Origin of the sequence: Verrucosispora sp. FIM060022, from assembly GCF_003977705.1 — a bacterium.
Taxonomy (GTDB): domain Bacteria; phylum Actinomycetota; class Actinomycetes; order Mycobacteriales; family Micromonosporaceae; genus Micromonospora; species Micromonospora gifhornensis.
On the sequence record NZ_RQIV01000006.1, the window covers coordinates 244,374 to 271,063 of the forward strand.

A 26,690-nucleotide genomic window follows, 5' to 3' on the forward strand; every position below is an offset into this window, starting at 1 on the left:
CACGGGGAGGCTACGCATGCAGGCAGTGGTGTTCAGGCAGGTCGGCGGGCCAGAGGTGCTGGAATGGGCTGAGGTCGAGACGCCGGAGGCGGGCCCCGGCCAGGTCCGGGTGAGCGTGCGGGCGGCCGGCGTGCAGCCCATCGACTGCGCGGTACGCGCCGGACGTACGCCCGACTGGGCGCGGGCCCCACTGCCCGCGGTGCCGGGCAACGAGTTCACCGGAGTGGTCGATCAGGTTGGTGACGGGGTCGACGGCGTGGCCGTCGGTGACGAGGTGCTGGGCTTCGGCTTCATGAACGCCGCGGCCGAGTTCATCGTGGTACCCGCCGACCAGGTGACCGCCAAGCCGGCCGCCATGCCCTGGGAGGTCGCCGGAGGGTTCAGCGGCGCGGCCCAGACCGCGCACATCGCCCTCGAACAGATCCGGCCCGCGTACGGCGAAACCCTGCTCGTGCACGGCGCGGCCGGTGCCGTCGGCGCGGTGGCGGTGCAACTCGCGCTGCGGGCCGGAGCCCGTGTGGTGGGCACGGCCAGCACCGCCAACCAGGACTATCTGCGTACCCTCGGCGCGATGCCGGTGGTCTACGGCCCTGACCTGGTCGACCGTCTCCGCGGCCTGTTGCCGGGCGGCGCCGATCTGGTGCTCGACGGTGCCGGGGGCGAGGCGCTCACCGCGTCCCTGGCCCTGTGCCCCGACCGTTCCCGGATCCTCACCCTGACCGAGCATGCCCGCGCTGCCGACCTCGGCATCCGGACCACCCCGAACCTGCGTTCCGCTGCCCGCCTCGCCGCTCTTGCTGCCCTCTATGCCACAGGTGACCTGCGCTTCCTTGTCCGTCGGACCTATCCGATGGCGAAGGCCGCCGACGCCCATCGGGAGGTGGAGACCGGCCACGGCCGGGGCAAGGTGGTCCTGGTCCGATGAAGGTCGGCGTGATCCTGCCCTCGCTGACGATCCAACGGCGAGACTCCCTCGACCTTGCTGCCGCCGCCCGCCACGCGGAGGACGCTGGTCTGGACAGCGTGTGGCACGGCGATCATCTCGCCGTCGGGATGCCCACCGTGGACTGCACGATCGCCCTGGCCGTCGCCGCTACCGCCACCGCCCGCATCCGGATCGGCGCGAGTGTCTTCATTCCCGCGATCCGCCCGCTGGTGTGGGCCGCGAAGCAGGTGGCGAGCCTGCAACTGGTCTCCGGCAACCGCCTCCTGCTCGGTGTCGGCTCCGGTGGTGGCACCGCCCAGTGGGCGGCGGCGGGTGTCGCCTTCCGCGAGCGCGGCCCGCGTACCGACACCGCGCTGCGGCTGCTACCCGGACTGTTGGCGGGCGAGTCGGTGACCACGCCGGACGGAAGCGTGGTCACGCTCTCGCCCGGCGTCGAGGTTCCGCCACTGTGGGTGGGCAATGCCTCGACCGTGGCGATCGACCGGGCGGCCCGGCTGGGTGACGGCTGGTTCCCGTCACTGATCACTCCCACGGCACTGGCCCAGGGTCGGGCCCGGCTCGATGGGGTGGCTGTCGCCGCCGGCCGACCGGTGCCGACGGTGACCATCGGTGCCACCGGTGCGCTGGGCGATGCCCCGGGCACGCCCTCCCGCGCGGAGTTGGCGGCAGGGCTGGCCGGCGCGTACCGGCACACCGCCCGCGACGCCGAGGAACTTCCCATCACCGGCGGGCCGGACGAGGCCGCCGAACGCCTCGCGGAGTACGCCGCCCACGGCGCGAACCATGTGGTCATCGGATTGTCCGGCCCGGACTGGCGGGCACAGGTCGATCTCCTCGCCGAGGTTCGCCGCCGGTTACCAGGACCGGGTGACGAGTGATTCGCGGATTTTGTCCGCCAGCTTAGGATCAAGAGCATGAATTCCGATCTCGACACTTTGCCGAAGATCAGTGCGCCGGCGACACGGGCGCTGCACAACGCCGGCTACGCGACGCTGCGCGATCTCGTCGGGGTGTCGCGTGCCGAGTTGGCCGAGCTGCACGGCATGGGACCGAAGGCACTCGGGATCATCCAGAGCGCACTGGAGGAGCACAACCTGACTCTCGGTAGGTGACGCGCGGGCAGGCGTGCGCGGGTACGTGCGGACGAGCCTGCGGAGCAGGCGGTGGGACCCGGTCCCACCGCCTGCTCCCGGTCACCTGGCGGGGGTGTGTCGTTGGTTACCGCTGATCTGCCCCAGGGGAGCGCGGCCGCCGCCGCGTCCGTCCCGGTCGCGCCGGTCGCGTCGGTCGTGTCGGTTGTTGCCCGACGACGACAGTGAGGCCGCCGCCGCAACTCGGGGATCCTGCATGCTGTACCGACCCGACTGGTACGCGACTATCTGCGTCAGCCGGCGACTCTCGATGAAATTGACGAGATTCGCCTCGTAGGTGTTGTAGGCGTTACGCGCCCTCTGCCCGGCGCGGTTCACCGCGTCCTGGAGCGGCTGTCGTACGTCCGCCGTCTGGGCGTATACGATCCGGGCCTGTTCGGCGGTGTATCCCTGTTCGGTGATGTGCCGCTGAACATCACCATCGAATGCCGCCAGTTCTTCCTGACGCTGTTCGAGGCGATTGTTTGCTCTTTCGATGTCGGTCCACGGGTTCGCGTTGTCAAAGGCTTGTTGCTGCGCTTCGGGCAGGAACTCCCGGGCCTCCTCGATGCCCAACTGGTCGACCAGTTCACGAGCAGTCCGTGGAGGTGGCGGGTCGGTGTAGAAGTCGTTGTTGGCGCCGCCGGGGTCTGGATAGGTCATCGAAGTCCCTTCGTGGGTCGGGAAGCTTCTGGCATGACGTGCCGGCGGGCTCACCGGTTCAACGGGGTTTCAGGACGCCTGACGGGTCGGCATGTCGGCCAGCCAGACGTCCGCCAGCTCGTTGAGGGGGACGTCGAGGGCCTGGCTGAGGCAGACCACCGTGCCGAACGCCGGTGCGGGCAGGCGACCGGCCTCGATCTTGCGCAGGGTCTCGGGGGAGATGCCGGCTGCCAGGGCCACCTCGACGAGGCTGCGGCCGGCGCGTGCGGCCCGCAGCGCCGTTCCGAGGCGCTGGCCCGCCGCGATCTGTTCGGCGGTGAGTGGTTGGCGAACCATGCCAGCAGGATAGTCCGCCGGCACCCCGACGGGCCGTGGTATAAAAATACCGCTTCATCGAGGGGGGTAGTCGTGATCGAGTTGAAGTCCGTCGAGGAGATCGGCCGGATGGCGGTGACCGGCCAGTTCGTCGGCGAACTGCTCGCCGAGTTGCGCACTGTCGCCGCAGTCGGTGTCAACCTGATGGACCTCGAACACCACGCCCGTCGCCGCATCGCCGAACGCGGCGCCGAATCCTGCTACTGGGACTACGCTCCCTCGTTCGGTCGGGGGCCGTTCCGCAACGTGCTGTGCCTGTCGGTCAACGACGCGGTGCTGCACGGCCTGCCCCACGACTACGTGCTGCGCGACGGCGACCTGCTCAGCATCGACATGGCGGTCGGCATCGACGGTTGGGTCGCCGACTCGGCGCTCTCCTTCGTCGTCGGCACCCCCGACCCGGCCGACCTGAGGCTGATCGAGGCCACCGAGGTCGCACTGGAGGCCGCCATCGCCGCCGCCCAGCCCGGCGGTCGCCTCGGTGACATCTCCGCCGCCATCGGCGAGGTCGCCGAGGCGTACGGCTACGGGGTCAACGCCGAGTTCGGCGGACATGGCATCGGCCGCACCATGCACGAGGCCCCGCACGTGGCCAACGACGGCCGTCCCCGCCGCGGGCTGAAGCTCGACCCCGGCCTGACCCTGGCCATCGAGCCCTGGTTCTGCCGCTCCACCGACAAGATCAGGTACGACAGCGACGGCTGGACGATCCGCTCCGCCGACGGCTCCCGCACCGCCCACTCCGAACACACGGTCGCCATCACCGCGGCCGGCCCGCAGGTGCTGACCCGGCGGCCCGCGCCCGGCCACTGACAGGGACTTTTCCGTCCAGATCCGTAAACCTCTCATTCTTGCTACAAAAGGGATGAGGTGGTGGTTCCGGGCGGAAGAGGTGACCGTGACAGCGGGTGACAGCGCGGCCGGTCGAACCAAGCCCCCCAGACGCAATCTCGTGGCGATCATCGCGATCGTCGTGCTCTCCGGCGCCTTCTTCGGCTACAACCAGGGCGTCATCAGCGGAACCCTGAGCGACATCCGTCAGGCCTTCCACGCGGACACCTTCGCCGTCGAGGCAGCGGCGAGCTGGGTGACGATCGGCGCGTTGGTCGGTGCGCTGGTCGGTGGTCATCTCGCGGACCGGGTAGGTCGGCGGGGCGCCCTGTGGGTCGCCGCCGCCACGTACATCGTCGGCACGATCGTCCAGGCTGCCGCGCCGAGCATCGCCGTACTGTCCGGTGCGCGGCTGGTGCTCGGCGTGGGTATCGGGGTGGCGTCGGTCGCCGGGCCGATGTTCGCGGCCGAGGCCGCCCCCGAGCGGATCCGGGGCGGGCTGGTGGCGGTCTACCAGCTCTCGATCACCGCCGCGATCTTCATCGGCTACCTCGCCGACGAGTTGTTCACCCGATCCGGGTCGTGGCGCTATCTGCTGGGCGTCGCGGTGCTGCTGGGCGTGGCCCTGATCCTGATCACCGTCGTGATACCGGACTCCGCGATCTGGTACCTGCGCCGGGGCGACCGGGATCGGGCGCAGCGTTCGTTGGCGCGTACGGTGCCTCGGGCGAAGGTGCAGTCCAGGCTCCAGGACATGGAGAAGAGCCTGCGGGGCAGGCGGGCGAGCTGGCGGGAGCTGCTGTCTGCGCAGTGGCGGCGGCCGTTGGCACTGGGCATCGGGCTGGCGCTGTTCCAGCAGACGACAGGCATCAACGGCATCATCTACTACGCGGACTCGATCTTCGCGGCGGCCGGCTTCCGGACGGCCGAGGCGCAACTGTCCGCCACGACGTGGGCGATCGGCGCCGTCAACACCGTCTTCGCCGTGGTGGCCGTGGGTCTGCTGGACCGGGTCGGCCGACGTCCGCTGCTGCTGGTGGGGCTGCTGGGTATGGCTGCCGCGCTGGTCATGGTGAGTGTGAGCTTCCTGAAGCTCGGCTCCGGTCGGTCGGGAACCGAGACACCGGGGCTGCCCGACGCAGGTGTCTTCCTGCTCTCCGGGGTGATCCTGTTCATCGCCTTCTACGCCATGACGATCGGCCCGGCGACCTGGACCATCATCAACGAGATCTATCCCGGCCCGATCCGGGGGCGGTGCGTCGCCATCGCCTCGGCGACCCACTGGGGTGCCGAGTACGTGATCACCCAGTTCTTCCTGAGCCTGCTCGACGCGCTCGGCCGGGCCGGCGTGTTCGCGCTCTTCGCCGGGCTGTGCGCGCTCGGGTTCTTGTTCGTCTGGCGCTACCTGCCCGAGACCAGGGGCAAGACGCTGGAACAGATCCAGGACATGTGGGCCGCCGGCGGCAGGACGCACGGTCACCGAAAGCCTTAAATCCTGCCTCTCGGATCAAACTACCGCAAACCGGTCTAACTAGTCCTACAGTCGGACTTGGCATTCGGTAGGTCGATGAGCGGGAACGCCAGACGCGGCAGCAGGGTGGCTCGGCGCGAACCCGTACCGACAGGTCCGCCCAACCGGCCGGCGACGCCATCCGGCGACTGCTGAGAAGGATCAGGAAATGCATCTCACTCCGAGAGAGTTCGACAAGCTCACCATCCTCTCGTTGGCAATGGTGGCCAATGCCCGACGGGCGAAGGGTCTGAAGCTCAACCATCCCGAGTCGGTGGCGGTGATCTGCGCCGCGGCCCTGGAAGGCGCCCGCGAGGGAAAGACCGTCGAAGAGGTCATGAACGACGCGCGCACCGTGCTCAAGGCCGACGACGTGATGCCCGGCGTGGGGGACATGATCCCGATGCTCCAGGTCGAGGCGGTGTTCACCGACGGATCCCGGCTGATCACCATCCACTCGCCCATTCAATGAGGCGCTCCCTTTCGTGACAGAGCGAGGCAGAAATGGCGAAACAACATCCGGGACCGAACTCCAAACATCTCCGTCCGATCGGTGGATACAAGCTCAGCGACCAGCCGTTGGAGCTCAACGCCGGCCGCCCGGTGATCGAAGTCGTCGTGCACAACACCGGTGACCGGCCCATCCAGGTGGGCTCCCACTTCCACTTCTTCGAGGCGAACCGGTACCTCGAATTCGATCGACCGGCCGCCTTCGGCAAACGACTCAACATCCCGGCGACCACGTCGATCCGGTTCGAACCGGGTGACCGCAAGACCGTGCAACTGATCCCGTTCGGAGGTCTGCAACGCGTGTACGGGTTCAACGGCCTGGTCCAGGGCTGGACCGGCGACGACCCGACGCCGCCGGACTACCGACCGGATCGCGCCGAGTCGCTGCACAACGCCAGGACACGCGGCTTCAAGTTCAGCGCGCAGGACCAGGGCGACAACAAGAAGCAGTAGGCGCCGACGAGCGCGTACGGAACCTGGAGCGGAAGAGAATGAGTCAGATTTCGCGGCAAGAATATGCCGGGATGTACGGCCCCACCACGGGCGACCAGATCCGGTTGGCCGACACCGACCTCTACATCGAGATCGAGAAGGACCTGCGGGTCCTGGGCGACGAGGTCATGTACGGCGGCGGCAAGACCCTGCGCGACGGCATGGGCAGCAGCAGTCAGGCCACCAGCGCCGAAGGGGTGCTGGACCTGGTGATCACCAATGTCACCGTCCTCGACGCGCTGCTCGGCGTGATCAAAGCCGATGTCGGCATCAAGGACGGCAGGATCGCCGGGATCGGCAAGGCCGGCAACCCGAACATCATGGACGGGGTCACTCCCGCTCTGGTGACCGGACCGGGAACCGACGCGATCTCCGGTGAACACCTGATCCTGACCGCGGGCGGCATCGACGCCCACGTCCACCTGGTCACGCCGTTCCAGGTGCAGACGGCGCTCAGCAACGGGGTGACCACCCTCTGGGGTGGCGGCACCGGCCCCACCGACAGCACAAACGGCGTCACCATCACGCCGGGCCCGTGGAACATCCACAACATGATGCGTGCCTTCGAGACCCTGCCGATCAACATCGGCCTGCTGGGCAAGGGCAACAGCAGTGGGCGCGCGCCGCTGGTGGAGCAGATCATGGCCGGGGTGCCGAGCTTCAAGATCCACGAGGATTGGGGTGCGCCGCCTGCGGTGATCCGCTCGTGCCTGGCGGTCGCCGACGAGTACGACGTGCAGGTCAGCATCCACACCGACACCCTCAACGAGAGCGGCTACATCGAGGACTCGATCGCCGCCTTCGAGGGCCGGACCATCCACACCTTCCACACCGAGGGCGCCGGTGGCGGCCACGCGCCGGACATCATCAAGGTGGCCGGTCAGATGAACGTGCTGCCCGGCTCGACCACGCCCACCGTGCCGTACGGCATCAACAGCCAGTCCGAGCTGTACGACATGATCATGGTCTGCCACAACTTCAACCCGAAGGTCCCCTCCGACGTGGCCTTCGTGGAGAGCCGCATCCGTACCGAGACCATCGCGGCCGAGGACGTGCTGCTCGACGAGGGCGTCATCTCGATGATGCAGAGCGACTCGCAGGCCATGGGCCGGGTGGGGGAGACCTGGCTGCGCACCATCCAGCTCGCCGGCCAGATGAAGAACGTCCGCGGCAAGCTCGCCGAGGACTCGTCAAGCAACGACAACTTCCGGGTGCTGCGCTACGTCGCCAAGATGACCATCAACCCGGCCATCACCCAGGGCGTCTCGCACGTCATCGGATCGGTGACCCCGGGCAAGCTGGCCGACCTGGTGCTCTGGGAACCCGCCTTCTTCGGCGTGAAGCCCAAGATGGTGCTCAAGGGCGGCATGATCGCCTGGTCGATCATGGGCGACCCGAACGCCTCGCTGCCCACACCACAGCCGGTCTACTACCGGCCCTCGTTCGGCGCGACCGGCACCCAGGTCGCCAAGAACTGCGTCACCTTCGTCTCCAAGGCCGCCCACGAGAACGGCATCGGCGAACAGCTGGGCCTGCAACGGCAGGTCATGCCGGTCTACCAGTGCCGCAACCTGACCAAGCGGGACATGGTGCGCAACGACCGGACCCCGAAGCTCGAGGTCGACCCCGAGACCTTCGCGGTGAAGATGGACGGCGTCCACGCGACCGTGCCGGCGGCCAAGAACCTCCCGATGAGCCAGCTCTACTTCTTCAGCTGACGCGTACGCGGCACCGCCCGGGCGCGGATCGCGTGAAAGGACGACACATGATCGTGGAAGCGGTACTCGGCAACGTGGCCGAGCCGGACTGGACCGAGCGGCTGAGCAACGCCAAGGTCGACGACCTGGTCCTCGACCAGTGGGAGGCCCAGAAGAGCCGGCTGCGCAAGGCGACAAGCCTCGGCACCGAACTCGCGCTGACCCTGTCCCGGGGCGTACGCCTGCGCGACGGCGACATCCTCGCCTGGGACGAACTCACCGCGACGGCGGTGGTGGCCCGCATCGCGCTCGGCGAGGTGATGGTCGTGCACCTGGACAAGCTGCACGGCGAATCCCTGGACATGGTGATCCGCTCGGCAGTGGAACTCGGCCACGCCATCGGCAACCAGCACTGGCCGGCCGTGGTGAAGGGCACCAAGATGTACGTGCCGCTGACCGTGGACCGCAAGGTCATGGACTCGGTGATGCGGACCCACTCGTTCACCGGCATCTCGCACGAGTTCATCGCCGGTACGGAGGTCATCGCCTACCTCGCCCCGCACGAGTCGCGGCGGTTGTTCGGCGGAGCGGACTCCACCCCGCACTCGCACCTGCCCGCCGAGCTCAACTGAAGGAGCCTCTTGTGCCCAGCATGGCCGAGGCGCTGCGGCTGCTCCAGTTCGGCGACTCGGTGTTTCCCGTCGGCGCCTTCTCCTTCTCCAACGGTCTGGAGATGGCCGTCCAGCACGGGACCGTGCACGACCGGAGCAGCCTGCAGGAGTACGTCCGGACGATCACCCGGCTCGCCGCGACGGGCGACGGGGTCGGCGTACTCGTCGGGCACCGTGGCGCGGCCCTCGGCGACCTCGACCAGATCCGGCGGGCGGACGAGGCCGTCCATCTTCGCAAGATCAACGAAGAGATGCGCACCATGTCGGTACGCATGGGTCGCAAGCTCGCCGAGGCGGCCAACCGGGTCATCGGTGAGTCCCTGCTCAAGAAGCGGGCCGGCGAGAGCGACAGCCTCGTCCCGGTGACCTATCCGGTGGCACTCGGCGTGCTCTTCGCCGAACTCGGCGTCGACGAGCAGGGCGCCTTCGCCGCCCACCAGTACGGTGCGGCGTCGATGGTGTTGAGCGCGGCGATCCGGCTGCTGCGGGTGGACCACCTCGACGCGCAGTCGATCCTGTTCGCGGTCAACGAGCGGGTCGACGACGACTACCAGGACATCCGCGGCGCCACCCTCGACGACATGCAGGGCTTCGCCCCGCATCTGGACATCCTCGCCGCCGCACACCAACACGCGCACGTCCGCATGTTCATGAGCTGAACCGCGACTTACTTCGAGAAGGGTCGAGCAGAGATGAAGTCAGCAAGCCGTATCGGCGTGGGTGGCCCGGTGGGCAGCGGCAAGACCGCCATCATCGAGACCGTCGTGCCCCGCCTGGTGGAGCAGGGACTACGCGTCCTGGTCATCACCAACGACGTGGTCACCACGGAGGACGCCAAGCACGTCCGGCGCGCGTTGACCGGGGTGCTGGTCGAGGAGCGCATCGTCGGCGTGGAGACCGGTGCCTGCCCGCACACCGCCGTCCGCGAGGACCCGAGCATGAACCTGGCGGCGGTGGAGGACATGGAGGCGAAGTTCCCCGACAGCGACGTGGTGCTGATCGAGAGCGGCGGCGACAACCTCACCCTGACCTTCAGCCCCGCGCTCGTCGACTACTTCATCTACGTGATCGACGTCGCGGCCGGCGACAAGATCCCGCGCAAGAACGGTCCGGGGATCTCCAAGTCCGACATCCTCGTGATCAACAAGACCGACCTGGCGCCGTACGTCGACGCCGACCTGGACGTGATGGCCCGCGACGCGGAGCTGATGCGCAACGGCAAGCCGTTCGTCTTCACCAACTGCAAGACCGGTGCGGGCATTGACGAACTGGTCGATCTGGTGCGTCGCAACGTGCTGTTCGACGCCGAAGTGCTGGCATGACGACATCCCTGGATCTGGTCCGGGAACTCGCGCCGTACCAGGATCAGCCGGCTCAGCTGCCCGCCGCCGCAAACGGCAAGGTCGGGATGCTGCGGCTCGGCTTCGAACGGCGCGGCGACCGGACCATCCTGCGCGACCTCTACCGACAGTCGCCGCTGCTGGTGCAGCGGGCACTGTACTGGGACGAGGAGATGCCGGGGCTGCCGTGCGTGATGATCCTGACCACCTCCGGCGGGGTGCTCCAGGGTGACCGGCTGTCCATGGACGTCGACCTGGGCCCCGAGGCGCAGGCGCACCTGGTCACCCAGTCCGCCACCAAGATCCAGGAGATGGACGCCAACTACGGCACCCAGCAGCAGAACATCACCCTCGCCGACGACGCCTACCTGGAGTTCCTGCCGGAGCCGGTGATCCCGTTCCGGCGCAGCCGGTTCGTCTCGCACACCCGGGTACGGCTGCCGGCCAGCGCCACCCTGCTCTACGCCGAGGTGCTCCAACCCGGCCGCAAGTACTACCGCGACGGGGAAATCTTCGCCTACGACCTGTTCTCCTCCCAGCTGCGGGCGGAGCGGCCCGACGGGCGAGGGCTGTTCGTGGAGAAGTTCGTCATCTCGCCCGGCCAGTTCCCGGTCGACCGGATCGCGATGATGGACCGCTTCCACGTCTTCGGCAACGTCATGCTGCTGACCGACACCGACCGGGCCGCACGCGTCTACGAACGGACCGCCGCCCCCGTCTGGGACGAGCAGACCCCGCTGGCCAGCGCGGTCAGCCGACTGCCCAACGACGCAGGTCTCGTCTTCAAGGTCCTCGGCCAGGAAACCGAGCCCGTCCGGGCGGCGGTCCGGGCGTTCTGCGCCGCCGCCCGCGAAGAGGTGGTCGGCTGCACCTTCCCACCCGCCTTCAGTTGGCGCTGATCGGACAGGAGACCGACGTGACGGCGATCGCGCGGCGCTGGGACGGGTTGGCCGACCACAACCCGCTCGTCCAGTTCATCGACGCCTGCCTTCGCGGACCGGCGCAGGTGGTGTTCCAGAACAACCCACTGACCGGCGTGGTCATCCTCCTCGCGGTCGCCTGGGGGGCGTTCGACAGCGGGCACCCCCGGATCTTCGGTGGTGGCGTGCTCGGGCTGGTCGTCGGCACCGCGACCGCGCTGGCACTCCAGGTCGACCGGGCCTCCTGGCGCAAGGGGCTGTTCGGCTTCAGCCCCTTCCTGACCGGCATCGCCGTACCGACGTTCCTGGACCAACGGCCCCTGATGTGGCTCTACCTGGTGCTCGGTGCCGCGGGAACCACGGTGGTGACGCTCGCCCTCAACGCCGTGTTCAAACGGTGGGGTCTGACCGCGTTCACCTTTCCGTTCGTGCTCACCACCTGGGTGCTGCTGCTGGCCGCGTACCAGTTCGAGAGATTCACCGTGCTGACCCAGCTGACGCCGAAGTTCCCCGGCGAGGGGACGCTGACCGGCGGGCACTTCAACTGGGACCTGGTGCCGATCTTCCTGCGCGGAATCTCCCAGGTCTTCCTGATCAACAGTTGGGTCAGCGGCCTGCTGATCATCATCGCGCTGCTGATCAACTCCCGTTGGTCGGCGGTCTTCGCCATCGTCGGCGCGGTCGGCGCGACACTGCTCGCGCTCTGGTTCGGCGCCGACGGCACGAGCCTCGACAAGGGACTGTTCGGCTTCAACGCCGTGCTGACCGCGATCGCGGTGGGTGCGGTGCTGCATCGGCCGGGCCTGTTGGTGACCGGATACACCCTGTTCGGGATCGCGTTGACGCTGTTCATCCAGATGGCGATGGCCTCCGTGCTGACCCCGCTGGGCATCCCGGTGCTGACCGGCCCGTTCAACGTCGCCACCTGGCTGCTGTTGCTGCCCGACCGGCATTTCGCGCCGGTGCCCAATCACGAGCGGGTCAAAGAGACCGTCGTGTCGTCCGTCCGGCGTTCGGTCTGACCGACCGTACGCAGAAAGGGGCAGGTCGTGTCCGCTGATGTCGCCGTGAATCCGGGCGACACCGCCTGGGTGCTGGTCTGCACCGGGCTGGTGTTGTTCATGACGCCCGGCCTGGCCGTCTTCTACGGCGGAATGGTGCGCAGCCGCAACGTCCTGGCCATGCTCCAGCAGAACATGATCGCCCTCGGCGTGGTCAGCCTGACCTGGGTGTTCGTCGGCTACACCATCGCTTTCGGCGACGACGCCGGCAGCGGCCTGTTCGGCAACCTCGAACTGTTCGGACTGACCGACCTGAAGGTGCCACCCGCACCCCACCTGCACGTGGTCGACGCCCGGATCACCATTCCGGCGCTGGCCTTCGTCGCGTACCAGATGATGTTCGCGGTGATCACGCCCGCGCTGGTCACCGGGGCCACCGCGGGCCGGTTGAAGTTCGCCGGCTGGGTGCTGTTCCTGGCGATCTGGTCCATCGTGGTCTACGCGCCGATCGCGCACTGGCTCTGGCATCCCGGTGGCTGGTTGGCGAAGCTCGGTACCCAGGACTGGGCCGGCGGGATGGTCGTGCACGCCAGTGCCGGCGCGGCGGTCGTCGCCGTACTGCTGGTCGTCGGTCGACGCAGGAACTGGCCGCACGCGGCGGCACCGCCCAACTCGATCCCGCTGACCATCCTCGGCGCCGGGATCCTCTGGTTCGGCTGGTTCGGCTTCAACGGCGGCGACGGGCTCCAGGCCAACGGGGTTGCCGCCCAGGCGGTGCTCAACACCCACCTCGCCGCCGCCGCCGGGATGCTCGTCTGGCTGCTGGTGGAAAGGTTCTCCGACGGCCACAGCACGGTGGTCGGCGGGGTGTCGGGGGCGGTCGCGGGGCTCGCGACGGTCACCCCGACCGCCGGGTACGTCAACACGCTCTCCGCCGTCGCGATCGGTGCGATCGCCGGCCTGGTCTGCCATTTCGCGCTGCGACTGAAGTACCTGCTGCGGCTCGACGACGCGCTGGACGTGCTCGCGGTGCACTTCGTCGGCGGCATGCTCGGCTCGCTGCTGCTCGGCCTGTTCGGCGACAACGGCATCAACCCGCTCGGCCGCGACGGTCTCTTCCTCGGCGGTGGCGGGGGCCTGCTGTGGGACCAACTCGTCGGGGTGGTCAGCGTGGTGGCCTTCTCGTTCGTGCTGACCTGGTTGATCGCCGCCGGGATCCAGGCGGTGATCGGCCTGCGGGTGCCCGACAAGGACCAGGACCGGCTCGACCAGGCGCAGCAGGGCACCGACGCCTACCACCTGGGTGGCGTGACGAGCCTGGCCGCGCCGGGCGGACCACAGCGACGGCCCAGGCCGGGCGGTGCCGGTGCGGCCCCGGTGCCGGCCGGGCATCCGGTCAAGCTGGTCAGCGCGTTGCTCGACCCGTCCCGGGTGTCCGACAGCGGGATGCTGCGCGAGGAACTGCTCGGTGCCGGTGCGATCTCGCTTACCGTCTCCGACACCACGGCGGCGACCGAGGGGACGGTGCGCCAGGTGCTGCCGCGCGGCTACTGGCAGGAGCAGCCACTGCTGGCGCGCCTACGGCTCGACGTGCTGGTGCCCGCGGAAGCCGAGCAGGCCGTCGTCGACCTGCTCTCCCGCTACGAGCCGCGCCTGGTCTGGGCGTCCGACGTGGCACCGGTGGTGGTCAGGTAGCCGCCACGGACGGCCCTGGTCGCCCCGGCGACGGTGCATCGCTGGCATCATGAAGCGATGTCCGGGGCGGTGGAGATCGTCGACTACCAGCCCGCCTGGGGCGTGGACTTCACCGAGTTGGGCCGTGCGCTGCGCATCGCCCTCGGCGACGCTGCGCAGCGGATCGACCACATCGGTTCCACCGCCGTACCGGGCCTGGCGGCGAAGCCAGTCATCGACATCCAGATCTCCGTACTCACGTTGGAGCCGGTCGACGGTTTCCGACTGCCGCTGGAGCGGCTGGGTTACGTCTACCGAGCCGACAATCCGGAGCGCACGAAACGCTACTTCCGGGAACCGCCGGGTCGTCGCCGCACGCATGTGCACGTACGGCAGCTCGGTAGTTTCTCGCAGCAGCTGCCACTGCTGTTTCGCGACTATCTGCGAGCCCACCCAGCTGCGGCCGCCGAATACGCCACGGTGAAGCGCCGATACGCCCAACAGTTCCGGCACGATCGGCAGGCGTATGTCCAGGCCAAGGATCCGTTCGTCTGGCAGATCGTTCGGCGTGCCGACGGGTGGGCGCAGCGGATCGGTTGGACGCCCGGACCGAGCGACGCCTGACCGGTCAGCCGTCGACCCAGCCGTGGGCGCGGCTGAACTCGGCGAACCGTTCCCGTACCGCGATGATCTGGGCGCCGGTCAACGACGGTGAGCAGCGCAGCAGCACCTCCGTCACCGCGGTGGTGAACTCGGTGGGGGACAGGACGTCGCACAGCTCTTCGTCGCCCTCGACGCGCGGGCGCAGCCGCCGTTCGCCGCCGACGGCCATCGGCTCCGACTCGACGATCCGCACCGACGCGGCCTTCAGGCCACGATCGCTGTCCACGGCCTCGAACTCGACAGGTAGGCCGACCCGCACCAGGTGGCGGTGCTCGCCGAAGTCGTTGGCGTGGACGAAGACGTCCTCCCCGCCGGCGGACGGCGCGATGAACCCGTAGCCGCGAACCTCGTCAAACCGGATTATCTTGCCCACTGCAGCCACAACTACCCACCCCATACTCAACGCACACTCACCAGGTCCCGCTCTCGGCAGGCTATCCGGTCCGGGGGCGGCGGGGGAATCCCGCAGGTCGAGGAGGCGTTCCCCCAGGCATTCGAACCGAGGAGGGACACCATGAAGGTACGCAGCTCCCTGCGCTCGCTGAAGCAGAAGCCGGGTTCGGTGGTGGTACGCCGCCGGGGCCGGGTGGTCGTGCTGAACCGCGCCAACCCGCAGTGGAAGAGTCGCCAGGGCTGATCGCGCCCGGCGGCTCTCGGCGATGCCCGGCAAATCGGACGGCCGGACATTGACAGCCGGAACTAGTCTCGCGACATGTCAGCTTCGGGGCGCGAACCGCAGCCGGCGACCAATCTCGTCTGGGCCCCCGACGACGTGCGCGCCGGCATCGAGCAACAGGTCCAGCCGCAGCAGAGCCTGCCGGGACGGGCCGCGCGGGCAGCGACGACGGCGTTCATCTTCGTCGCGCTGCCCGCTTTTGTCGTCTTCACGGCCACGACCCTCGTCGCACCGTCGGTGACCGACGACGCCGGCGTCGGCCGGGTCGCCCTCTGGGCCGGGCAGGTGGCCGTGCTGATCGCGATCGGCGCGGCGGTCGGTGCGTTGCGTACCCCTGCCGACCAGCCGGAACCGCCCACCACCTGGTCGATCGTGCGACGCCTCGGATGGCACCTGCTGTCCACCGGCGCCTGCACCGCCCTGGTGCTGGTGCTGCACGGGCTTGCTGTCGGCCAGATCCTCACGTTGGCGCTGCTGCTCGTCGGCGTGCTGCATCTGGTGCCGCTGATCGTGGCGCGGCTGCTGAGCAGGGCGGCCGGTCGGGGCCGGGCGGCGTAGCGACCCGGCCCCGAACCGACCACATCCTCAGCGCGCGGCGGCGTGCAGCGACTGCCAGGCGGCGTACCCGCCGAGCAGATCGGAGACGTCGACCCGGCCGGCGCTGCGCAGCAGGCTGGCCGCGACCGAGGAGCGGTAGCCGCCGGCGCAGTGCACGACGATCGGCCGCTCGGTCGGCACCTCGTCGAGGCGGCGGGTCAACTCGGCCAGGGGGATGTGCAGCGAGCCCTCGACCGCACCCTGCTCCCGTTCGCCCGCGTTGCGTACGTCGAGCACCACGGGCGGCTCGGGGCGTTCCTGCGCCTCGCGCAGCTCGGTGGCGGTGACCCGGCTGGCCCGGGTCATCTCGGCGATCATCTCCAGGAAGGCGGCCTCCGGCTCGCGGAGGTAGCCGAGCACCTGGTCGAATCCGATCCGGGCGAGGCGTACGACGATCTCCTCCTCGCGGTCCTGCGGCGCCACCACCAGCACCCGGTGCTCCGGGGAGAGGACGCTGCCGGCGGTCTCGGCGAACCGTCCGTCGGCCGGGATGTTGATCGCACCCCGCAGGTGGCCGGTGGCGAACTCCTGCGGGTCACGGGTGTCGACGACCACCGCGCCCTCGGCGTGGGCCTGGGCGAACTCCGCCGCGGTGAGCGGTCGGGCGGCCCGGTGCGGGTCGAACAGCTCGCGGGCCTTGCGGTTGAGCACGGCGTCGAAGGCGAAGTAGCCGGGCGCGGCCGGCTGCCCGCCGGTGACCAGGGCGACGAACTGCTCCTCGCTCATCGGGGCGCAGGCGTAGTTGGTGCGGCGCTGCTCACCGATGGTGGACTGCCGTTCGGTGGACAGGTTCTTGCCGCAGGCGGAACCGGCGCCGTGGGCCGGGAAGACGCGCACCTCGTCGGGCAGGCCCATCAGCTTGCGCTGGACGCTGTCGTAGAGCATCCGGCCCAGCTCGTCGGCGGTCACGCCGAGCGAGGCGAGCAGGTCGGGGCGGCCGACGTCACCGATGAACAGTGCGTCGCCGGTCAGCACCCCGTACGGCACCGGGTCGTCGGCGCGCTCGTGGACCAGGATGCTGATCGACTCCGGGGTGTGGCCCGGGGTTTCCATGATCTCCAGGGTCACCTCGCCGAGGCTGATCCGCTCCCCGTCGCGCAGCTTGCGGATCGGGTACTCGGTCTCGGCCCGGTGGCCGTAGCCGATCCAGGCTCCGGTGGCCGCCGCCACCTCCAGGTGGCCGGCGAGGAAGTCGGCGTGGAAGTGGGTGTTGATCACCCCGTCGATGGTCAGGCCGCGGGCCCGGGCGTCGGCGAGGTATTCCTCGATGTCCCGGCGCGGGTCGACAAGCACGGCACGCTTGGTGCTCTCGTCGGCGATCAGGTACGACGCCTGGGACAGGCAGTCCAGGTAGTACTGGGTGAACAGCATTTCTGCCAACTCCTCAACAGTGACGGCGGCGGATGTACCGCCTCCTAATGTATACCCCCGGGGGTATCTGGACGACAGTCGTGACCAACGCAACTTTCGCGCCACCCGTACGGTGTCTCGCGCTACACCGGTGGCCGGGGCGCGGGCGAGACCTCCGCGACGAGTTCGGGATCCCAGCAGCGCTCCCCGCACTGGCCGGCGTGCACCGCGAGGATCCGGGTGTCGGGCAACCGTCGCGCGAGTCGGGCCACGCTCCGACGGAGCTGGTCGCGATGCTCCTCGGCGGACACCGGATTGCCCGCGCAGTCGGCGTGCCCGGCGATGACAAGCGTGCCGCTGCCATGAGCCTGCTGCGACACCGCCACCTTCTCCAGTACGGCGATCAGCCGCTGCTCGCCGGTCGCGGCCAACACCGCCTCAGGTCCCGGCTCCGTGATCGTGTCGAGGTAGTCGACGTCGAGGTGTTGTCGTACCCACTCGTCGAGCGGACGCTGGATGCGCCCGTCGATGCAGGTGACCATCGTGGCGAAGCGCTGCGACTCTGTCACCGCACCTCCCGGTCCGCGCCGCCACCGACCACCGCGAGGGTCGTTCTGTCCCCAACGGGAGTGCCTTCGGCCGCCGCCAGGGCGGTGGGGATGTCGGGGTGCACGTGGCCCGCGTCGCGGACGTACCGCCACACGCCGGCGCGATCGAGCAGATCGCGGACCGGTCCCCGGACGGTGGCCAGGTGCAGCACCACGTCGTGCCCGGCGAGTCGTTCGCGCAGCTCCGCCAGGGCGGTCGCGCCGTCGGTGTCGATGTCGGTGATCGCACTGGCGTCCAACACGATGGCCGCCAGTCCGGTCCGTTGTCCGGCCATGGTGAGCAACTGGTCGGACAGCCGTTGGGCGTTGGCGAAGTAGAGCGGGCCGTCGACCCGGACCACCGCGAACCGTGGGTCGGTGAGCAGGCCGGGGAACCGCTGCACGTTGCGGTACCGGTCGGTGTCCGGCACCCGGCCGAGTTCGGCGGTGTGCGGCCGGGCGGAGCGCCACACGAAGACCCCGAGGCTGAACGCCACGCCTGCGGCGAGCCCTGGCTCGACCCCGACGAGCAGGGTGACCAGGAAGGTCAGGGCCAGTGCCAGGCCGTCGGTACGGCGTACCCGCCAGGTGGTGGCCGCACCCTTGCGGTCCACCAGGCCGAGCACGGCGACCACCACGATCGCGGCGAGCACCGCCCGGGGCAGGTGGTGGAAGGCAGGTGTCAGCAGCAGCGCGGTGACCGCCACCATCGCCGCGGTCACCAGCGTCGCCACCGGCGTACGAGCGCCGGCGGAGAAGTTGACCGCGCTGCGGGACAGCCCGCCGGCCACCGGGAACGCCTGGAACAGCCCGGCCGACAGGTTGGCCGCGCCCACCGCCACCAGTTCTCGGTCCGGGCCGACCTGCTGGCGGGACTTCGCGGCGAGCGTCTTGGCCACCGCGATGCCCTCCAGGTACGCCACCAGCGCGATGGCGATCGCCGCCGGCAGGAGCGCCTGGACGTCCTGGCCGGACAGGGTCGGCAGCGCGGGTACCGGCAGGCCCGCCGGCACGTTCGAGAGGATCTTGACGCCTCGGTCGCCGAACGAGAACGCGGCGCTGACCGCGGTGACGCCGGCGACCACGAGCAGCGCGCCGGGCAGCCGTGGTGCGTACCGGCGCAGCAGCACCAGCGCGGCGACGCTGACCAGCGACACGATGATGGTCAGGCCGTGTGCGGTGGTGACCGCGCCCCACAGCGCCGCGACGATCTCGGGGAAGGTCTCGGCGCGGCCCATGTTCAGCCCGAACAGGTCCTTGACCTGGCTGGCGGCGATGACGATCGCGGCCGCCGAGGTGAACCCGGACAGCACCGGATGCGACATGAAGTTGACAAGCACCCCGAGCCGCAACACCCCGAGCAGCACCTGGATGCCGCCGACCAGCAGGGCGAGCAGGGCGGCAAGCGCGGCGTACCGGGCCGGGTCACCGTCGGCCCGACCGGCCAGTGCCGCGCTTGTCATCAGTGCGGTGATGGCCACCGGGCCGACGGCGAGGGAGCCGGAGGTGCCGAGCAGGGCGTAGACCACCAGCGGCACGATCGAGGCGTACAGGCCGGTCACCGGTGGCATTCCGGCCAGGGTGGCGTACGCCATGCTCTGCGGCACCAACATGACGGTCACGGTCAGACCGGCTACCAGGTCGTGCCGGAGGATCTTCCGGTCATAGTGGCGCAACCACCCCACCAACGGCACCACTCGGGCCAGGCCCGAGCGGTCCTGGGTCGGATAGGTCGAGCTCATGCCCGCAGCCCCGGTGCGCGCAGCCGGGCGAGGGAGGCGTCGACGTCGCAGGCGGCACCCCTGTTGTACGGCAGCTTGGTCAGCATCATGCCCATGGCGCAGGTGTTGGTCAGCGCGGCGAAGGTCAGGCCGGCCCCGATGAACCCGGCCACGAACCGCGCCGCCGGCACCCAGATGCTGATCACGATCGACAGCAGGACGATGGCACCGGCCACCAGGCGCACCTGGCGCTCCAGGCTCCACCGCTCACGGCCCCGCTCGACCGGGCCGCCTGCGGTGATCCAGGCGTTCATTCCGCCGGTGACCACGGTGGCCGCGGGCAGCCCGGCGTTGACCAGCTTGGTGCACGCCTGAGTGGCCCGGGCGCCGGACTGGCAGATCAGCAGCATCCGACCGCCGGCGTCGTCGACGATCCGCCCCAGGTGCGCGTCGACCTGGTCCAGCGGCAGGTTGATCGAGCCGGGCACGTGGGCGCTGTCGTATTCCCCGGGTGTGCGCACGTCCACGATCAACGTGTCGGGGTTGTTGGCGATCAGGGCACGGGCGGTGGCGACGTCGACAGCGGGTGACGCATTCTTGGCACTCATGTGGCTGCTCCTTGGTGATCCGTGGGCATTGATACCCCCGGGGGTATCTGAATCGAGTATGGCCGAGCCGGCCGGCGACGGCAAACCGACGAAGGTCACCGATGGGCACAGGTCGGGCTTATACCCCGGGGTGTATCGTTGATTCGGGCCGATCGAGAGGGGGGAACATGCAGGTCGACGAGAATGCGGTCGATGACGTGATCAAGCGGCTGCGCCGCGCCGAGGGGCAGATCCGAGGCGTCATCGGCATGCTCGAAGACGGGCGGGACTGCGCCGAGGTGGTGACTCAGCTCGCCGCCGTGTCGCGCGCCCTGGACCGCGCCGGATTCAAAATCATCGCCAGTGGTCTCCAGCAGTGCGTCACCGCCGCACCGGGCGAGGAGCGCAAGGCCAACCTCGACCAGATGGAGAAGCTCTTCCTGTCGCTGGCCTGACCGATCCCGTCGCCGACCCAGCCGATCCGATCGCCGGCCCAGCCGCTAGTGGGGCTGATCACTGCCGCATCACCCAGATCGGCAGGGGCTCGTCGACCCGGCCAACGACCTGCCACCCGGCCCGGCGATAGAACTCGACGTTGGCCGGATTGCTGGTCTCCAGGATCGCGGGCAGGCCGTCCGCGGCGGCCCGACGCAGTCCGGCCGCCATGACCGCCCGCCCCAGCCCGCGCCCGGCGCTGTCCGGGCGGGTCCCCAGCACACCGAGGTACCAGAACGGCTCGGCCGGCAGGGCGGCGTGCACCGCGTGGTCGTAGGCGCGGGTGCGGGCCAGCGCGTCGGCGGGCAGGTGGGTTTCGAGCAGGTCGGTCGAGGTCGGATCACCGCCGGAGGGCGGCTGCCAGACCGCGGTCGAGGCACCCGGCCCGATCGTCCAGACCGTGCCCAGCCCGACCCGCTTGTCGAAGAGATGGCCGAAGAACACGGCGGCCAACCGCGGGTAGTCCTGCGGGTCGGGGAAGAGATGACGCAGCACCGGGTCGTCCGCGAAGGCGGCGACGAGAGCGCTTACCACCTGCGGACGATCCGCCGCAGTGGCGGTCAGGACCTCGGTCGACGACACAGGGTCGCACTGTAGCCGCCCCCACCGACATCGGTGGGGGCGGCTGTCGTCCACCCTGGCAGGGCCGGCGCGAGAACCGTCCCTGCCACGAGCGACCTACCGCAGGTGCGCCTCGATGGCCTCGATGATGCGGGGGCGCAACTCGGCCGCGCGGATGACGGCGTCGACGGAACCGACCTCGACCGCACGGTGAATGTTGTGCACCCGGTCGAACTCGGCGGCCACCTCACCGAGCTTCTCCGCCCGCACCGACGAACGCAGCTCGTCGAGTTCCGCGGTCAACGTGGCACGGTCGGTGCCGGCGGCGGCGGCGACCCGGGCCTGCATGTCCCGTACCCGGGCATCGGCGGCGGTACGGGCGTCGACGTCGCGGGAGAACACCACGGCGGCAGCCGGGGCGCCGCCCAGCACCGAGGCGAAGGAGCCCTCCAGTGCCAGCACCGTCATGTTCGGGTTCAACGCCTTGGAGAAGACCACGAACGCGCCACCGTGGTACCGCGAGATCACGCAGAACACGATGGGGCCACGGAAGTTGACGATCGCCCGGCCGATCTCCGCGCCGTACTCCAGTTGCAGCTTGCGCATCGACTCCGGTGAGCCGTCGAAGCCGGACAGGTTGGCCAGCACCACCAGCGGCCGGTTGCCGCTGGCCGCGTTGATCGCCCGCGCGGCCTTCTTCGACGACCGGGGGAACAGGGTGCCCGCCGTGTAGGTGTCCGGGCCGTCGGTGGGCGGGAAGCCGTGCCGGGGCACCGACCGCGACTCGATGCCGAGCAGACACACCGGGATGCCGCCGAGGTGGACGTCCTGCACCACTGCGGTCTCCGCGTCGGCCATCCCCGCCCACCGCTCCAGGACCGGGTGGTCCTGGTCGGACAGGGCCCGCATCACCGTACGGATGTCGAACGGCTTCTTGCGGTCCGGGTTGGCCTCGGCGGAGAAGATCTCGCCGACCGTGCTGAAGTCGCTGCCGGCCACCGAGTGCGGGTAGCCGGAGATGTCCCGGTCCACCGGGTCGGTGGTGTCCGTACGCCGAGGGGCCGACTCGCCCGGCACGACGTACGTGTGGTCGTAGTGCGCCATCAGCACGTCCCGCGCGGCGGGCAGGTTCGGCGCCCAGTACTGCGCCTGCCCGTTCGGGCCCATCACCCGGTCGTAGCCGCCGATGCCGAAGTTGTCCTCCGCGGAGACGCCACCGGAGAAGTCCAGCGACTGCTTGCCGGTGAGCACCATCGCCGAATCCGGCGTCATCACCAGCACACCCTTGGTGTGCATGAGCATCGTGGCCTCGGCGTTCCAGTACGGCTGCGCGCCGACGTTGATGCCGGCCACCACGATGTTGATCTCGCCGCCGTCCTGGGTGAACTCGACGATCCGCTTGAGCGCCGCCGCCACCCAGTCCATGTTCTCGGTGCCCGAGGTCATCGAGATCCGGGCACCGGCGGACAGCGCGTACCACTCCAGCGGCACCTGCATCCGCTCGGCCAGATCCAGCGCGGCGATCACCCGGCGGCACTCCGGCTCCGACAACGCGCCGAGCGCCTTCGTCGGGTCGCCGAGCAGGATCACCCGGCTGATGCCCTGCGGGTGTCGGGCGGTCTTCGTGCTGACCACACCCGCGACGATCGCCGCGCTGTTGCGGCCCTTCGGCCGGTCCACCGGCACGAGCGTGTGGGTGTCGTCGAGGTCGTACTCGACGAAGTCGCCGAGCAGCCGGGTCAGCTCGTACGGGTAGACGGTGTTGCGGCTGCTGGCCCGCAGCACCTTCAGCCGGTAGTCGTCCAGCGGCTCGATCGGCTCGATCGGCGGCTCACCGACGGTCAGCTCGGCACCGCCGGTGGCGTCGAAGGTGATCCGGATCCCGACCTTGGTCAACTGGCCGGTGGCGCGGTCGCGCTGCCGCGCGATGAACAGGATCTCCTCCAGCCCGGCGCCCGCCGTCGTCGGGCGTACCCGACCGGCGATCATCTCCATCTCGGCGCGGGTCAGGCCGCTCGGCGGCCACACGTAGATCACGATGCGGTTGGTGTTGAAGCGGGTCTTCGACGGTTGCAGGGCCCGGGCCCGGCGGATCGAGTCGAGACAGGCCGCCACCGCGTCCTCGGTGGTCGGCAGCGCGACCAGTCGACCGTCGTGGTCGCGCAGCTCGGTCAGGTCGCGTACCTGCGCGAACGCGACGAGCCGGTCGTCGGACGGGTTCTCCCGGGCCACGCACTGGAACAGGTAGACCTCCTCGTCCGCCGACGGCAGCCGGGTCAGGTCGAACTTGCGCAGCCGCTCCAACTGCATCCGCTGCGCGATGTACGGGTGCAGCCCGCGGATCAACCGCTCCTCGGCCATCCCGGTGCTCGCCGGACGGAACGTGAAGTGGTGGTGCATGACCGCCCCGCCGCTGCCCGCGACGGTGGCGGTGAGCCGGCGTACCTGCGGTGGCAACGGCTGCGCGTTGATCACCGCGAGCAGCGCCGCCGCCATCGCGTCGAAGTCCTCCGGCTGGTTCTCCCAGGCCAGGTAGATGTCGGCGTTGACGGCCTCCTCGTCGGCGGCCAACTCGGCGAGCCCGCGCAGCGCGTCGCCGAGCGCGTCGAAGCCGACCGCGGCGGAGACCAGCGACGAGTCGGCCCGCTCGGCGACCACGAAGGTGCAGCCACCCACCTCGTGGGCGCGTACGCCGATGAGCTGCTTGTTGCCGTAGTACCGGCGGGTCAGCACCTCCAGCATCACCGTGTTGTCGAGGTGGTCACGCAGCAGTCGCTGGCCGAGCAGCCGGACCAGCGGCTCGGTGCTGCGTACCATCGCGGCGATCCGGTCGGCCCGGTCCGGCGCGTCCGGGTGGGCGTCCAGGTGCCGCAGGTGCTTGCGGACCTCCGCGTAGACGCGGGCCCGGTTGCGACGCAGCAGCGGTTGGGCGAACCAGGCGAATACCACTCCCCGGGCGAGGTCGGCGATCACCGGGAAGCGGACCTGCGTGGCGGCCAGCAGCCGCTCCAGGGCCAGACCGATCGGCTCGCGCAGCGACTCCTCCGGCGGCGGCTCCTGAAGCCACGCCCGCAGCAACGCCGTGACGACGGCGGCGTCGGCGGAGGCCCGCTGCTGGGCGAGGAAGATCCGGAAGACGGCGGCTTCGAGGTCGCCGCAGCGGTCCAGTTCGGTCACGCCGTAGTGCCCGAGGGCCCGGGCCAGCTTGGCCTGGAAGGTGGCCGGCAGGCCGGCCCGCTCGACGTCGAGGCTCTGCAGGTAGGTGTGGAAGAACTCCCGGTCGCTGTGCACGTGGGCGCTGCCGCCGTCCTCGCCGGTGGGCCGGTTGCGGCTCAGCTCGGCGAGGTCGGCGAAGACGTTGAGCAGGTCCAGTTCCTCGGCCAGCGGCCGGTGACCGTCCTCGGTGGCCTCCTGCCGGGCGACCAGGTAGTCGTCGAGCACCCGCCGGTCGTTGTGCGGGTCGACGTCGAAGCCGAGCAGCAGACCGCGCAGATCCTCCTGGCCGCGCCGGGCGCGCGCCAGCGCCGGGACCTGCCCGGGGGCGGTCGGCAGATCCAGTTCGACGGTGGGACCGGCCGGGTCGGCGCCGGGCTCGGCGTCGTCGTCGGCGATCGGGTCCAGCCGCAGCAGCGGCGCGCCCGCCTCCACCTGACTGCCCACCGAGACCGCGCACTCCTTGAGCCGCGCCCGGAACGGCGCCCGCAGCACCGTCTCCATCTTCATGGCTTCCAGCACCAGCACCGGCGCGCCCGCCTCGACCTCCGCGCCCACCGCCAACGGCGTGGCGACGACAAGCGCGGGCATGGGTGCCCGGAGCACGCCGCCCTCGTCCCGGCTGACCCGGTGCGTCACCCCGTCCACCTCGACCAGGTGGATCGGCCCGTGCGTGGCGGTGAGCAGGCGGTGCTGAGCGCCGTTGACGACGATCTGCCCGGTGTGCCTGTCGAAACGGTCGAGTTCGACGTCCGCGGTACGAACCTCGCCGCCGGCCTCGATCCCGACCCGGAACCGGTGCGCGCCGGTACGCGCCACCCGCATGCGGTAGCCGACGCCGCGCAGCTTGAGGTCCAACGGTCGGCCGCCGACGTGCTGCACCTGTGGGCGTCCACCGGCCGCCGTGGCCAGCAGCCGGTGCCGCTCGCCGCGCTCCTCTTCCTCGTACGCCTCGATGGCGGCGGCGGCCAGCGCGACGGCGGAGTGCCGGTGCCCGACGAGCCCGCCGGCGCCACGGACCCGGTCGATCCAGCCGGTGTCCGCGCTGGCGTCGATCACCTCGGGCTGGTCGAGCAGGTCGAGAACGAAGCTCTTGTTGGTCGCGCCACCCTCGATGATCACCGTGGTCTCGGCCATCGCCCGACGGAGTCGACCGAGCGCCTCGTCGCGGTCCCGACCGTAGGCGATGATCTTCGCGATCATCGAGTCGAAGTCGGCCGGGATGGTGTCACCCTCGCTGATCCCGGTGTCCACCCGGATGCCCGGCCCGGCGGGCAGGTCCAGCCGGGCCACCCGGCCGGGGGAGGGGGCGAAATCGCGGTCGGGATCCTCGGCGTTGAGCCGGGCCTCGATGGCGTGCCCCCGCTCGACCGGCGCCTCGCCTTCCAACCGTCGACCCGCCGCCACCCACAGCTGCGCCTTCACCAGGTCGAACCCGGTGGTGGACTCGGTGATCGGGTGCTCGACCTGCAGCCGGGTGTTGACCTCCAGGAAGGCGAACAGCCGGTCACCGGGGTGGTAGAGGAACTCGACGGTCGCCGCTCCGCGGTAGCCGACGGCCAGCGCCAACCGCTCGGCCGACGCCTTGAGCTCGGCGGCCTGCTCCGCGCTGAGGACCGGCGAGGCCGACTCCTCGATGATCTTCTGGTTGCGCCGCTGCACCGAGCAGTCGCGTACGCCCAGCGCCCAGGCGGTGCCCTGACCGTCGGCGATCACCTGGACCTCGACGTGCCGGGCGCCGGTGACCAGGCGCTCCAGGAAGACCACCCCGCTGCCGAACGCCCGCGCCGCCTCCTGGCTGGTGCGCTCGTACGCGTCGGCCAGCTCGGCCTCGCTCGTGATCACCCGGATGCCGCGCCCACCACCGCCGGCGGTCGCCTTGAGCATCAGCGGGTAGCCGATCTCGGCAGCCGCCGCCCGCGCGGCGTTGAGGTTCTCGACCGCGCCCCGGCTCCACGGCGCGACCGGCACACCTACCTGCTCGGCGAGCAGCTTCGCACCGATCTTGTCGCCGAGTTGGCGCATCGCCTCCGGGCTCGGCCCGATGAATGTGACACCGATCTTCTCGCACAGCTCCGCGAAGGCCGGATCCTCGGCGACGAAGCCCCAACCGACCCACGCCGCGTCGGCCCCGGTCGCCACCAGGGCGCGCTCCAGGGTCGCCAGGTTGAGGTACGGCCGCGCGGAGGCGGGGCCGAGCTCGTAGGCCAGGTCCGCCTCGCGTACGAAGGTGGCGGTGCGGTCCACGTCGGTATAGAGGGCGACGGTCTCGATCCGTGTCCCGGTCTGCGCAGCCAGTTCTCGGGCCGCGTGAATGAGCCGCATGGCGGCCTCACCCCGGTTGACGATGGCGATACGGCTGAACACCCGACCGACCCCTCCGGTAGACCTGTGACGTACGGTGCGCCGAGGACGGCAGCCCCGGCAGTGAACACTGTTCTGCCTGGAGACGGGTAGCGCCATGCCGTAACCGCCGAAGC

General features: G+C 70.0%; 27 protein-coding genes. 18 read left to right on the forward strand and 9 right to left on the reverse strand.

Annotated features, from left to right (window positions below; all coding sequences use genetic code 11):
* Nucleotides 1-16: 16 nt before the first annotated feature.
* From EG812_RS18405 to EG812_RS18415, 3 genes are read left to right on the forward strand one after another with little or no spacing between them, the layout of a single operon-like run.
* Nucleotides 17-925 carry an NADP-dependent oxidoreductase gene (locus EG812_RS18405; protein ID WP_126712282.1) on the forward strand — a complete coding sequence of 303 codons (909 nt, stop codon included), beginning with the start codon at nucleotides 17-19 and terminating at the stop codon, nucleotides 923-925.
* Nucleotides 922-1,824 carry an LLM class flavin-dependent oxidoreductase gene (locus EG812_RS18410; protein ID WP_126712283.1) on the forward strand — a complete coding sequence of 301 codons (903 nt, stop codon included), beginning with the start codon at nucleotides 922-924 and terminating at the stop codon, nucleotides 1,822-1,824. Before EG812_RS18405 ends, EG812_RS18410 begins: the two co-directional genes overlap by 4 nt.
* Nucleotides 1,825-1,860: 36 nt before the next feature.
* Nucleotides 1,861-2,058 (forward strand): helix-hairpin-helix domain-containing protein, encoded by a 198-nt coding sequence (locus tag EG812_RS18415; RefSeq protein ID WP_013732456.1) that lies wholly within the window; start codon nucleotides 1,861-1,863, stop codon nucleotides 2,056-2,058.
* Nucleotides 2,059-2,139: 81 nt separating this feature from the next.
* Here the strand turns inward: EG812_RS18415 and EG812_RS18420 are convergent, their stop codons facing one another.
* Nucleotides 2,140-2,739: a hypothetical protein gene (locus tag EG812_RS18420; RefSeq protein WP_126712284.1), complete on the reverse strand. Its 600-nt coding sequence runs from the start codon at nucleotides 2,737-2,739 to the stop codon at nucleotides 2,140-2,142.
* Between the two features lie 69 nt (nucleotides 2,740-2,808).
* Complete coding sequence (locus EG812_RS18425; protein ID WP_013732458.1) at nucleotides 2,809-3,075, reverse strand: helix-turn-helix domain-containing protein; 267 nt, start codon at nucleotides 3,073-3,075, stop codon at nucleotides 2,809-2,811.
* A 72-nt stretch (nucleotides 3,076-3,147) separates the two neighbouring features.
* Here EG812_RS18425 and map point away from each other — a divergent pair, with 72 nt between their 5' ends.
* From map to EG812_RS18485, 12 genes are all read left to right on the forward strand, one after another.
* Complete coding sequence (gene map / locus EG812_RS18430; RefSeq protein WP_013732459.1) at nucleotides 3,148-3,927, forward strand: type I methionyl aminopeptidase; 780 nt, start codon at nucleotides 3,148-3,150, stop codon at nucleotides 3,925-3,927.
* Nucleotides 3,928-3,979: 52 nt separating this feature from the next.
* The gene (locus EG812_RS18435) at nucleotides 3,980-5,437 is read left to right on the forward strand and encodes a sugar porter family MFS transporter (protein ID WP_126712285.1); all 1,458 of its coding nucleotides are present in this window, start codon (nucleotides 3,980-3,982) and stop codon (nucleotides 5,435-5,437) included.
* Nucleotides 5,438-5,624: 187 nt separating this feature from the next.
* Nucleotides 5,625-5,927: an urease subunit gamma gene (locus EG812_RS18440; protein ID WP_013732461.1), complete on the forward strand. Its 303-nt coding sequence runs from the start codon at nucleotides 5,625-5,627 to the stop codon at nucleotides 5,925-5,927.
* Nucleotides 5,928-5,959: 32 nt separating this feature from the next.
* Nucleotides 5,960-6,418 carry an urease subunit beta gene (locus EG812_RS18445; RefSeq protein ID WP_013732462.1) on the forward strand — a complete coding sequence of 153 codons (459 nt, stop codon included), beginning with the start codon at nucleotides 5,960-5,962 and terminating at the stop codon, nucleotides 6,416-6,418.
* Between the two features lie 38 nt (nucleotides 6,419-6,456).
* On the forward strand, nucleotides 6,457-8,175 hold the full coding sequence (locus EG812_RS18450) for an urease subunit alpha (RefSeq protein ID WP_013732463.1): 1,719 nt from the start codon (nucleotides 6,457-6,459) through the stop codon (nucleotides 8,173-8,175).
* A 47-nt stretch (nucleotides 8,176-8,222) separates the two neighbouring features.
* Nucleotides 8,223-8,786, forward strand: a complete 564-nt coding sequence (locus EG812_RS18455; RefSeq protein ID WP_013732464.1) for an urease accessory protein UreE — start codon at nucleotides 8,223-8,225, stop codon at nucleotides 8,784-8,786.
* Between the two features lie 20 nt (nucleotides 8,787-8,806).
* Nucleotides 8,807-9,484, forward strand: a complete 678-nt coding sequence (locus EG812_RS18460) for an urease accessory protein UreF (protein WP_232510760.1) — start codon at nucleotides 8,807-8,809, stop codon at nucleotides 9,482-9,484.
* 33 nt (nucleotides 9,485-9,517) lie between these two features.
* Complete coding sequence (gene ureG / locus EG812_RS18465; RefSeq protein WP_043720154.1) at nucleotides 9,518-10,147, forward strand: urease accessory protein UreG; 630 nt, start codon at nucleotides 9,518-9,520, stop codon at nucleotides 10,145-10,147.
* Nucleotides 10,144-11,064, forward strand: a complete 921-nt coding sequence (locus tag EG812_RS18470; protein ID WP_013732467.1) for an urease accessory protein UreD — start codon at nucleotides 10,144-10,146, stop codon at nucleotides 11,062-11,064. Before ureG ends, EG812_RS18470 begins: the two co-directional genes overlap by 4 nt.
* 17 nt (nucleotides 11,065-11,081) lie before the next feature.
* On the forward strand, nucleotides 11,082-12,107 hold the full coding sequence (gene yut / locus EG812_RS18475; protein WP_043723534.1) for an urea transporter: 1,026 nt from the start codon (nucleotides 11,082-11,084) through the stop codon (nucleotides 12,105-12,107).
* A gap of 27 nt (nucleotides 12,108-12,134) precedes the next feature.
* Nucleotides 12,135-13,781 (forward strand): ammonium transporter, encoded by a 1,647-nt coding sequence (locus tag EG812_RS18480; protein ID WP_233579539.1) that lies wholly within the window; start codon nucleotides 12,135-12,137, stop codon nucleotides 13,779-13,781.
* A 57-nt stretch (nucleotides 13,782-13,838) separates the two neighbouring features.
* Entirely contained in the window at nucleotides 13,839-14,384 is a 546-nt protein-coding gene (locus EG812_RS18485; RefSeq protein WP_126712286.1) for a GrpB family protein, read from the forward strand.
* A 4-nt stretch (nucleotides 14,385-14,388) separates the two neighbouring features.
* Here the strand turns inward: EG812_RS18485 and EG812_RS18490 are convergent, their stop codons facing one another.
* Entirely contained in the window at nucleotides 14,389-14,805 is a 417-nt protein-coding gene (locus EG812_RS18490; RefSeq protein ID WP_233579540.1) for a cold shock domain-containing protein, read from the reverse strand.
* A 132-nt stretch (nucleotides 14,806-14,937) separates the two neighbouring features.
* Here EG812_RS18490 and EG812_RS18495 point away from each other — a divergent pair, with 132 nt between their 5' ends.
* Both EG812_RS18495 and EG812_RS18500 read left to right on the forward strand, forming a co-directional pair.
* A complete protein-coding gene (locus EG812_RS18495; RefSeq protein WP_013732472.1) occupies nucleotides 14,938-15,060 on the forward strand; it encodes a 50S ribosomal protein L36 in 123 nt (40 codons plus the stop codon).
* A gap of 75 nt (nucleotides 15,061-15,135) precedes the next feature.
* Nucleotides 15,136-15,657, forward strand: coding sequence for a hypothetical protein (locus EG812_RS18500; RefSeq protein WP_043720160.1), 522 nt, complete (start codon nucleotides 15,136-15,138; stop codon nucleotides 15,655-15,657).
* A gap of 27 nt (nucleotides 15,658-15,684) precedes the next feature.
* On the opposite strand, the gene EG812_RS18505 is transcribed toward EG812_RS18500, so the two are convergent.
* From EG812_RS18505 to EG812_RS18520, 4 genes are all read right to left on the reverse strand, one after another.
* Nucleotides 15,685-17,067, reverse strand: a complete 1,383-nt coding sequence (locus EG812_RS18505; RefSeq protein ID WP_126712288.1) for a rhodanese-like domain-containing protein — start codon at nucleotides 17,065-17,067, stop codon at nucleotides 15,685-15,687.
* Between the two features lie 122 nt (nucleotides 17,068-17,189).
* Nucleotides 17,190-17,615, reverse strand: a complete 426-nt coding sequence (locus EG812_RS29685; protein WP_233579541.1) for a carbonic anhydrase — start codon at nucleotides 17,613-17,615, stop codon at nucleotides 17,190-17,192.
* The gene (locus EG812_RS18515) at nucleotides 17,612-19,375 is read right to left on the reverse strand and encodes a SulP family inorganic anion transporter (protein WP_126712289.1); all 1,764 of its coding nucleotides are present in this window, start codon (nucleotides 19,373-19,375) and stop codon (nucleotides 17,612-17,614) included. Before EG812_RS18515 ends, EG812_RS29685 begins: the two co-directional genes overlap by 4 nt.
* Complete coding sequence (locus EG812_RS18520; protein ID WP_126712290.1) at nucleotides 19,372-19,962, reverse strand: rhodanese-like domain-containing protein; 591 nt, start codon at nucleotides 19,960-19,962, stop codon at nucleotides 19,372-19,374. Before EG812_RS18520 ends, EG812_RS18515 begins: the two co-directional genes overlap by 4 nt.
* A gap of 167 nt (nucleotides 19,963-20,129) precedes the next feature.
* On the opposite strand from EG812_RS18520, the gene EG812_RS18525 reads away from it, so the two are divergent.
* Nucleotides 20,130-20,396 carry a metal-sensitive transcriptional regulator gene (locus tag EG812_RS18525; protein ID WP_013732478.1) on the forward strand — a complete coding sequence of 89 codons (267 nt, stop codon included), beginning with the start codon at nucleotides 20,130-20,132 and terminating at the stop codon, nucleotides 20,394-20,396.
* Between the two features lie 58 nt (nucleotides 20,397-20,454).
* Here the strand turns inward: EG812_RS18525 and EG812_RS18530 are convergent, their stop codons facing one another.
* Nucleotides 20,455-21,018, reverse strand: a complete 564-nt coding sequence (locus EG812_RS18530) for a GNAT family N-acetyltransferase (protein WP_013732479.1) — start codon at nucleotides 21,016-21,018, stop codon at nucleotides 20,455-20,457.
* Nucleotides 21,019-21,114: 96 nt separating this feature from the next.
* Entirely contained in the window at nucleotides 21,115-26,577 is a 5,463-nt protein-coding gene (locus tag EG812_RS18535; protein WP_126712291.1) for an ATP-binding protein, read from the reverse strand.
* Nucleotides 26,578-26,690: the final 113 nt, after the last annotated feature.

Excerpts from the sequence above, each read along its gene's own strand:
- EG812_RS18460 (WP_232510760.1), top strand. The coding sequence starts at position 8,807 with ATGGCCGAGGCGCTGCGGCTGCTCCAGTTCGGCGACTCGGTGTTTCCC.
- EG812_RS18455 (WP_013732464.1), top strand. The coding sequence starts at position 8,223 with ATGATCGTGGAAGCGGTACTCGGCAACGTGGCCGAGCCGGACTGGACC.
- EG812_RS18440 (WP_013732461.1), top strand. The coding sequence starts at position 5,625 with ATGCATCTCACTCCGAGAGAGTTCGACAAGCTCACCATCCTCTCGTTG.
- EG812_RS18520 (WP_126712290.1), bottom strand. The coding sequence starts at position 19,962 with ATGAGTGCCAAGAATGCGTCACCCGCTGTCGACGTCGCCACCGCCCGT.
- EG812_RS18435 (WP_126712285.1), top strand. The coding sequence starts at position 3,980 with ATGAGGTGGTGGTTCCGGGCGGAAGAGGTGACCGTGACAGCGGGTGAC.
- EG812_RS18525 (WP_013732478.1), top strand. The coding sequence starts at position 20,130 with ATGCAGGTCGACGAGAATGCGGTCGATGACGTGATCAAGCGGCTGCGC.
- EG812_RS18415 (WP_013732456.1), top strand. The coding sequence starts at position 1,861 with ATGAATTCCGATCTCGACACTTTGCCGAAGATCAGTGCGCCGGCGACA.
- EG812_RS18470 (WP_013732467.1), top strand. The coding sequence starts at position 10,144 with ATGACGACATCCCTGGATCTGGTCCGGGAACTCGCGCCGTACCAGGAT.
- EG812_RS18515 (WP_126712289.1), bottom strand. The coding sequence starts at position 19,375 with ATGAGCTCGACCTATCCGACCCAGGACCGCTCGGGCCTGGCCCGAGTG.
- EG812_RS18420 (WP_126712284.1), bottom strand. The coding sequence starts at position 2,739 with ATGACCTATCCAGACCCCGGCGGCGCCAACAACGACTTCTACACCGAC.
- EG812_RS18425 (WP_013732458.1), bottom strand. The coding sequence starts at position 3,075 with ATGGTTCGCCAACCACTCACCGCCGAACAGATCGCGGCGGGCCAGCGC.
- EG812_RS18450 (WP_013732463.1), top strand. The coding sequence starts at position 6,457 with ATGAGTCAGATTTCGCGGCAAGAATATGCCGGGATGTACGGCCCCACC.
- EG812_RS18485 (WP_126712286.1), top strand. The coding sequence starts at position 13,839 with ATGTCCGGGGCGGTGGAGATCGTCGACTACCAGCCCGCCTGGGGCGTG.
- EG812_RS18500 (WP_043720160.1), top strand. The coding sequence starts at position 15,136 with ATGTCAGCTTCGGGGCGCGAACCGCAGCCGGCGACCAATCTCGTCTGG.
- EG812_RS18405 (WP_126712282.1), top strand. The coding sequence starts at position 17 with ATGCAGGCAGTGGTGTTCAGGCAGGTCGGCGGGCCAGAGGTGCTGGAA.
- EG812_RS18445 (WP_013732462.1), top strand. The coding sequence starts at position 5,960 with ATGGCGAAACAACATCCGGGACCGAACTCCAAACATCTCCGTCCGATC.
- ureG (WP_043720154.1), top strand. The coding sequence starts at position 9,518 with ATGAAGTCAGCAAGCCGTATCGGCGTGGGTGGCCCGGTGGGCAGCGGC.
- EG812_RS18505 (WP_126712288.1), bottom strand. The coding sequence starts at position 17,067 with ATGCTGTTCACCCAGTACTACCTGGACTGCCTGTCCCAGGCGTCGTAC.
- EG812_RS18495 (WP_013732472.1), top strand. The coding sequence starts at position 14,938 with ATGAAGGTACGCAGCTCCCTGCGCTCGCTGAAGCAGAAGCCGGGTTCG.
- EG812_RS18410 (WP_126712283.1), top strand. The coding sequence starts at position 922 with ATGAAGGTCGGCGTGATCCTGCCCTCGCTGACGATCCAACGGCGAGAC.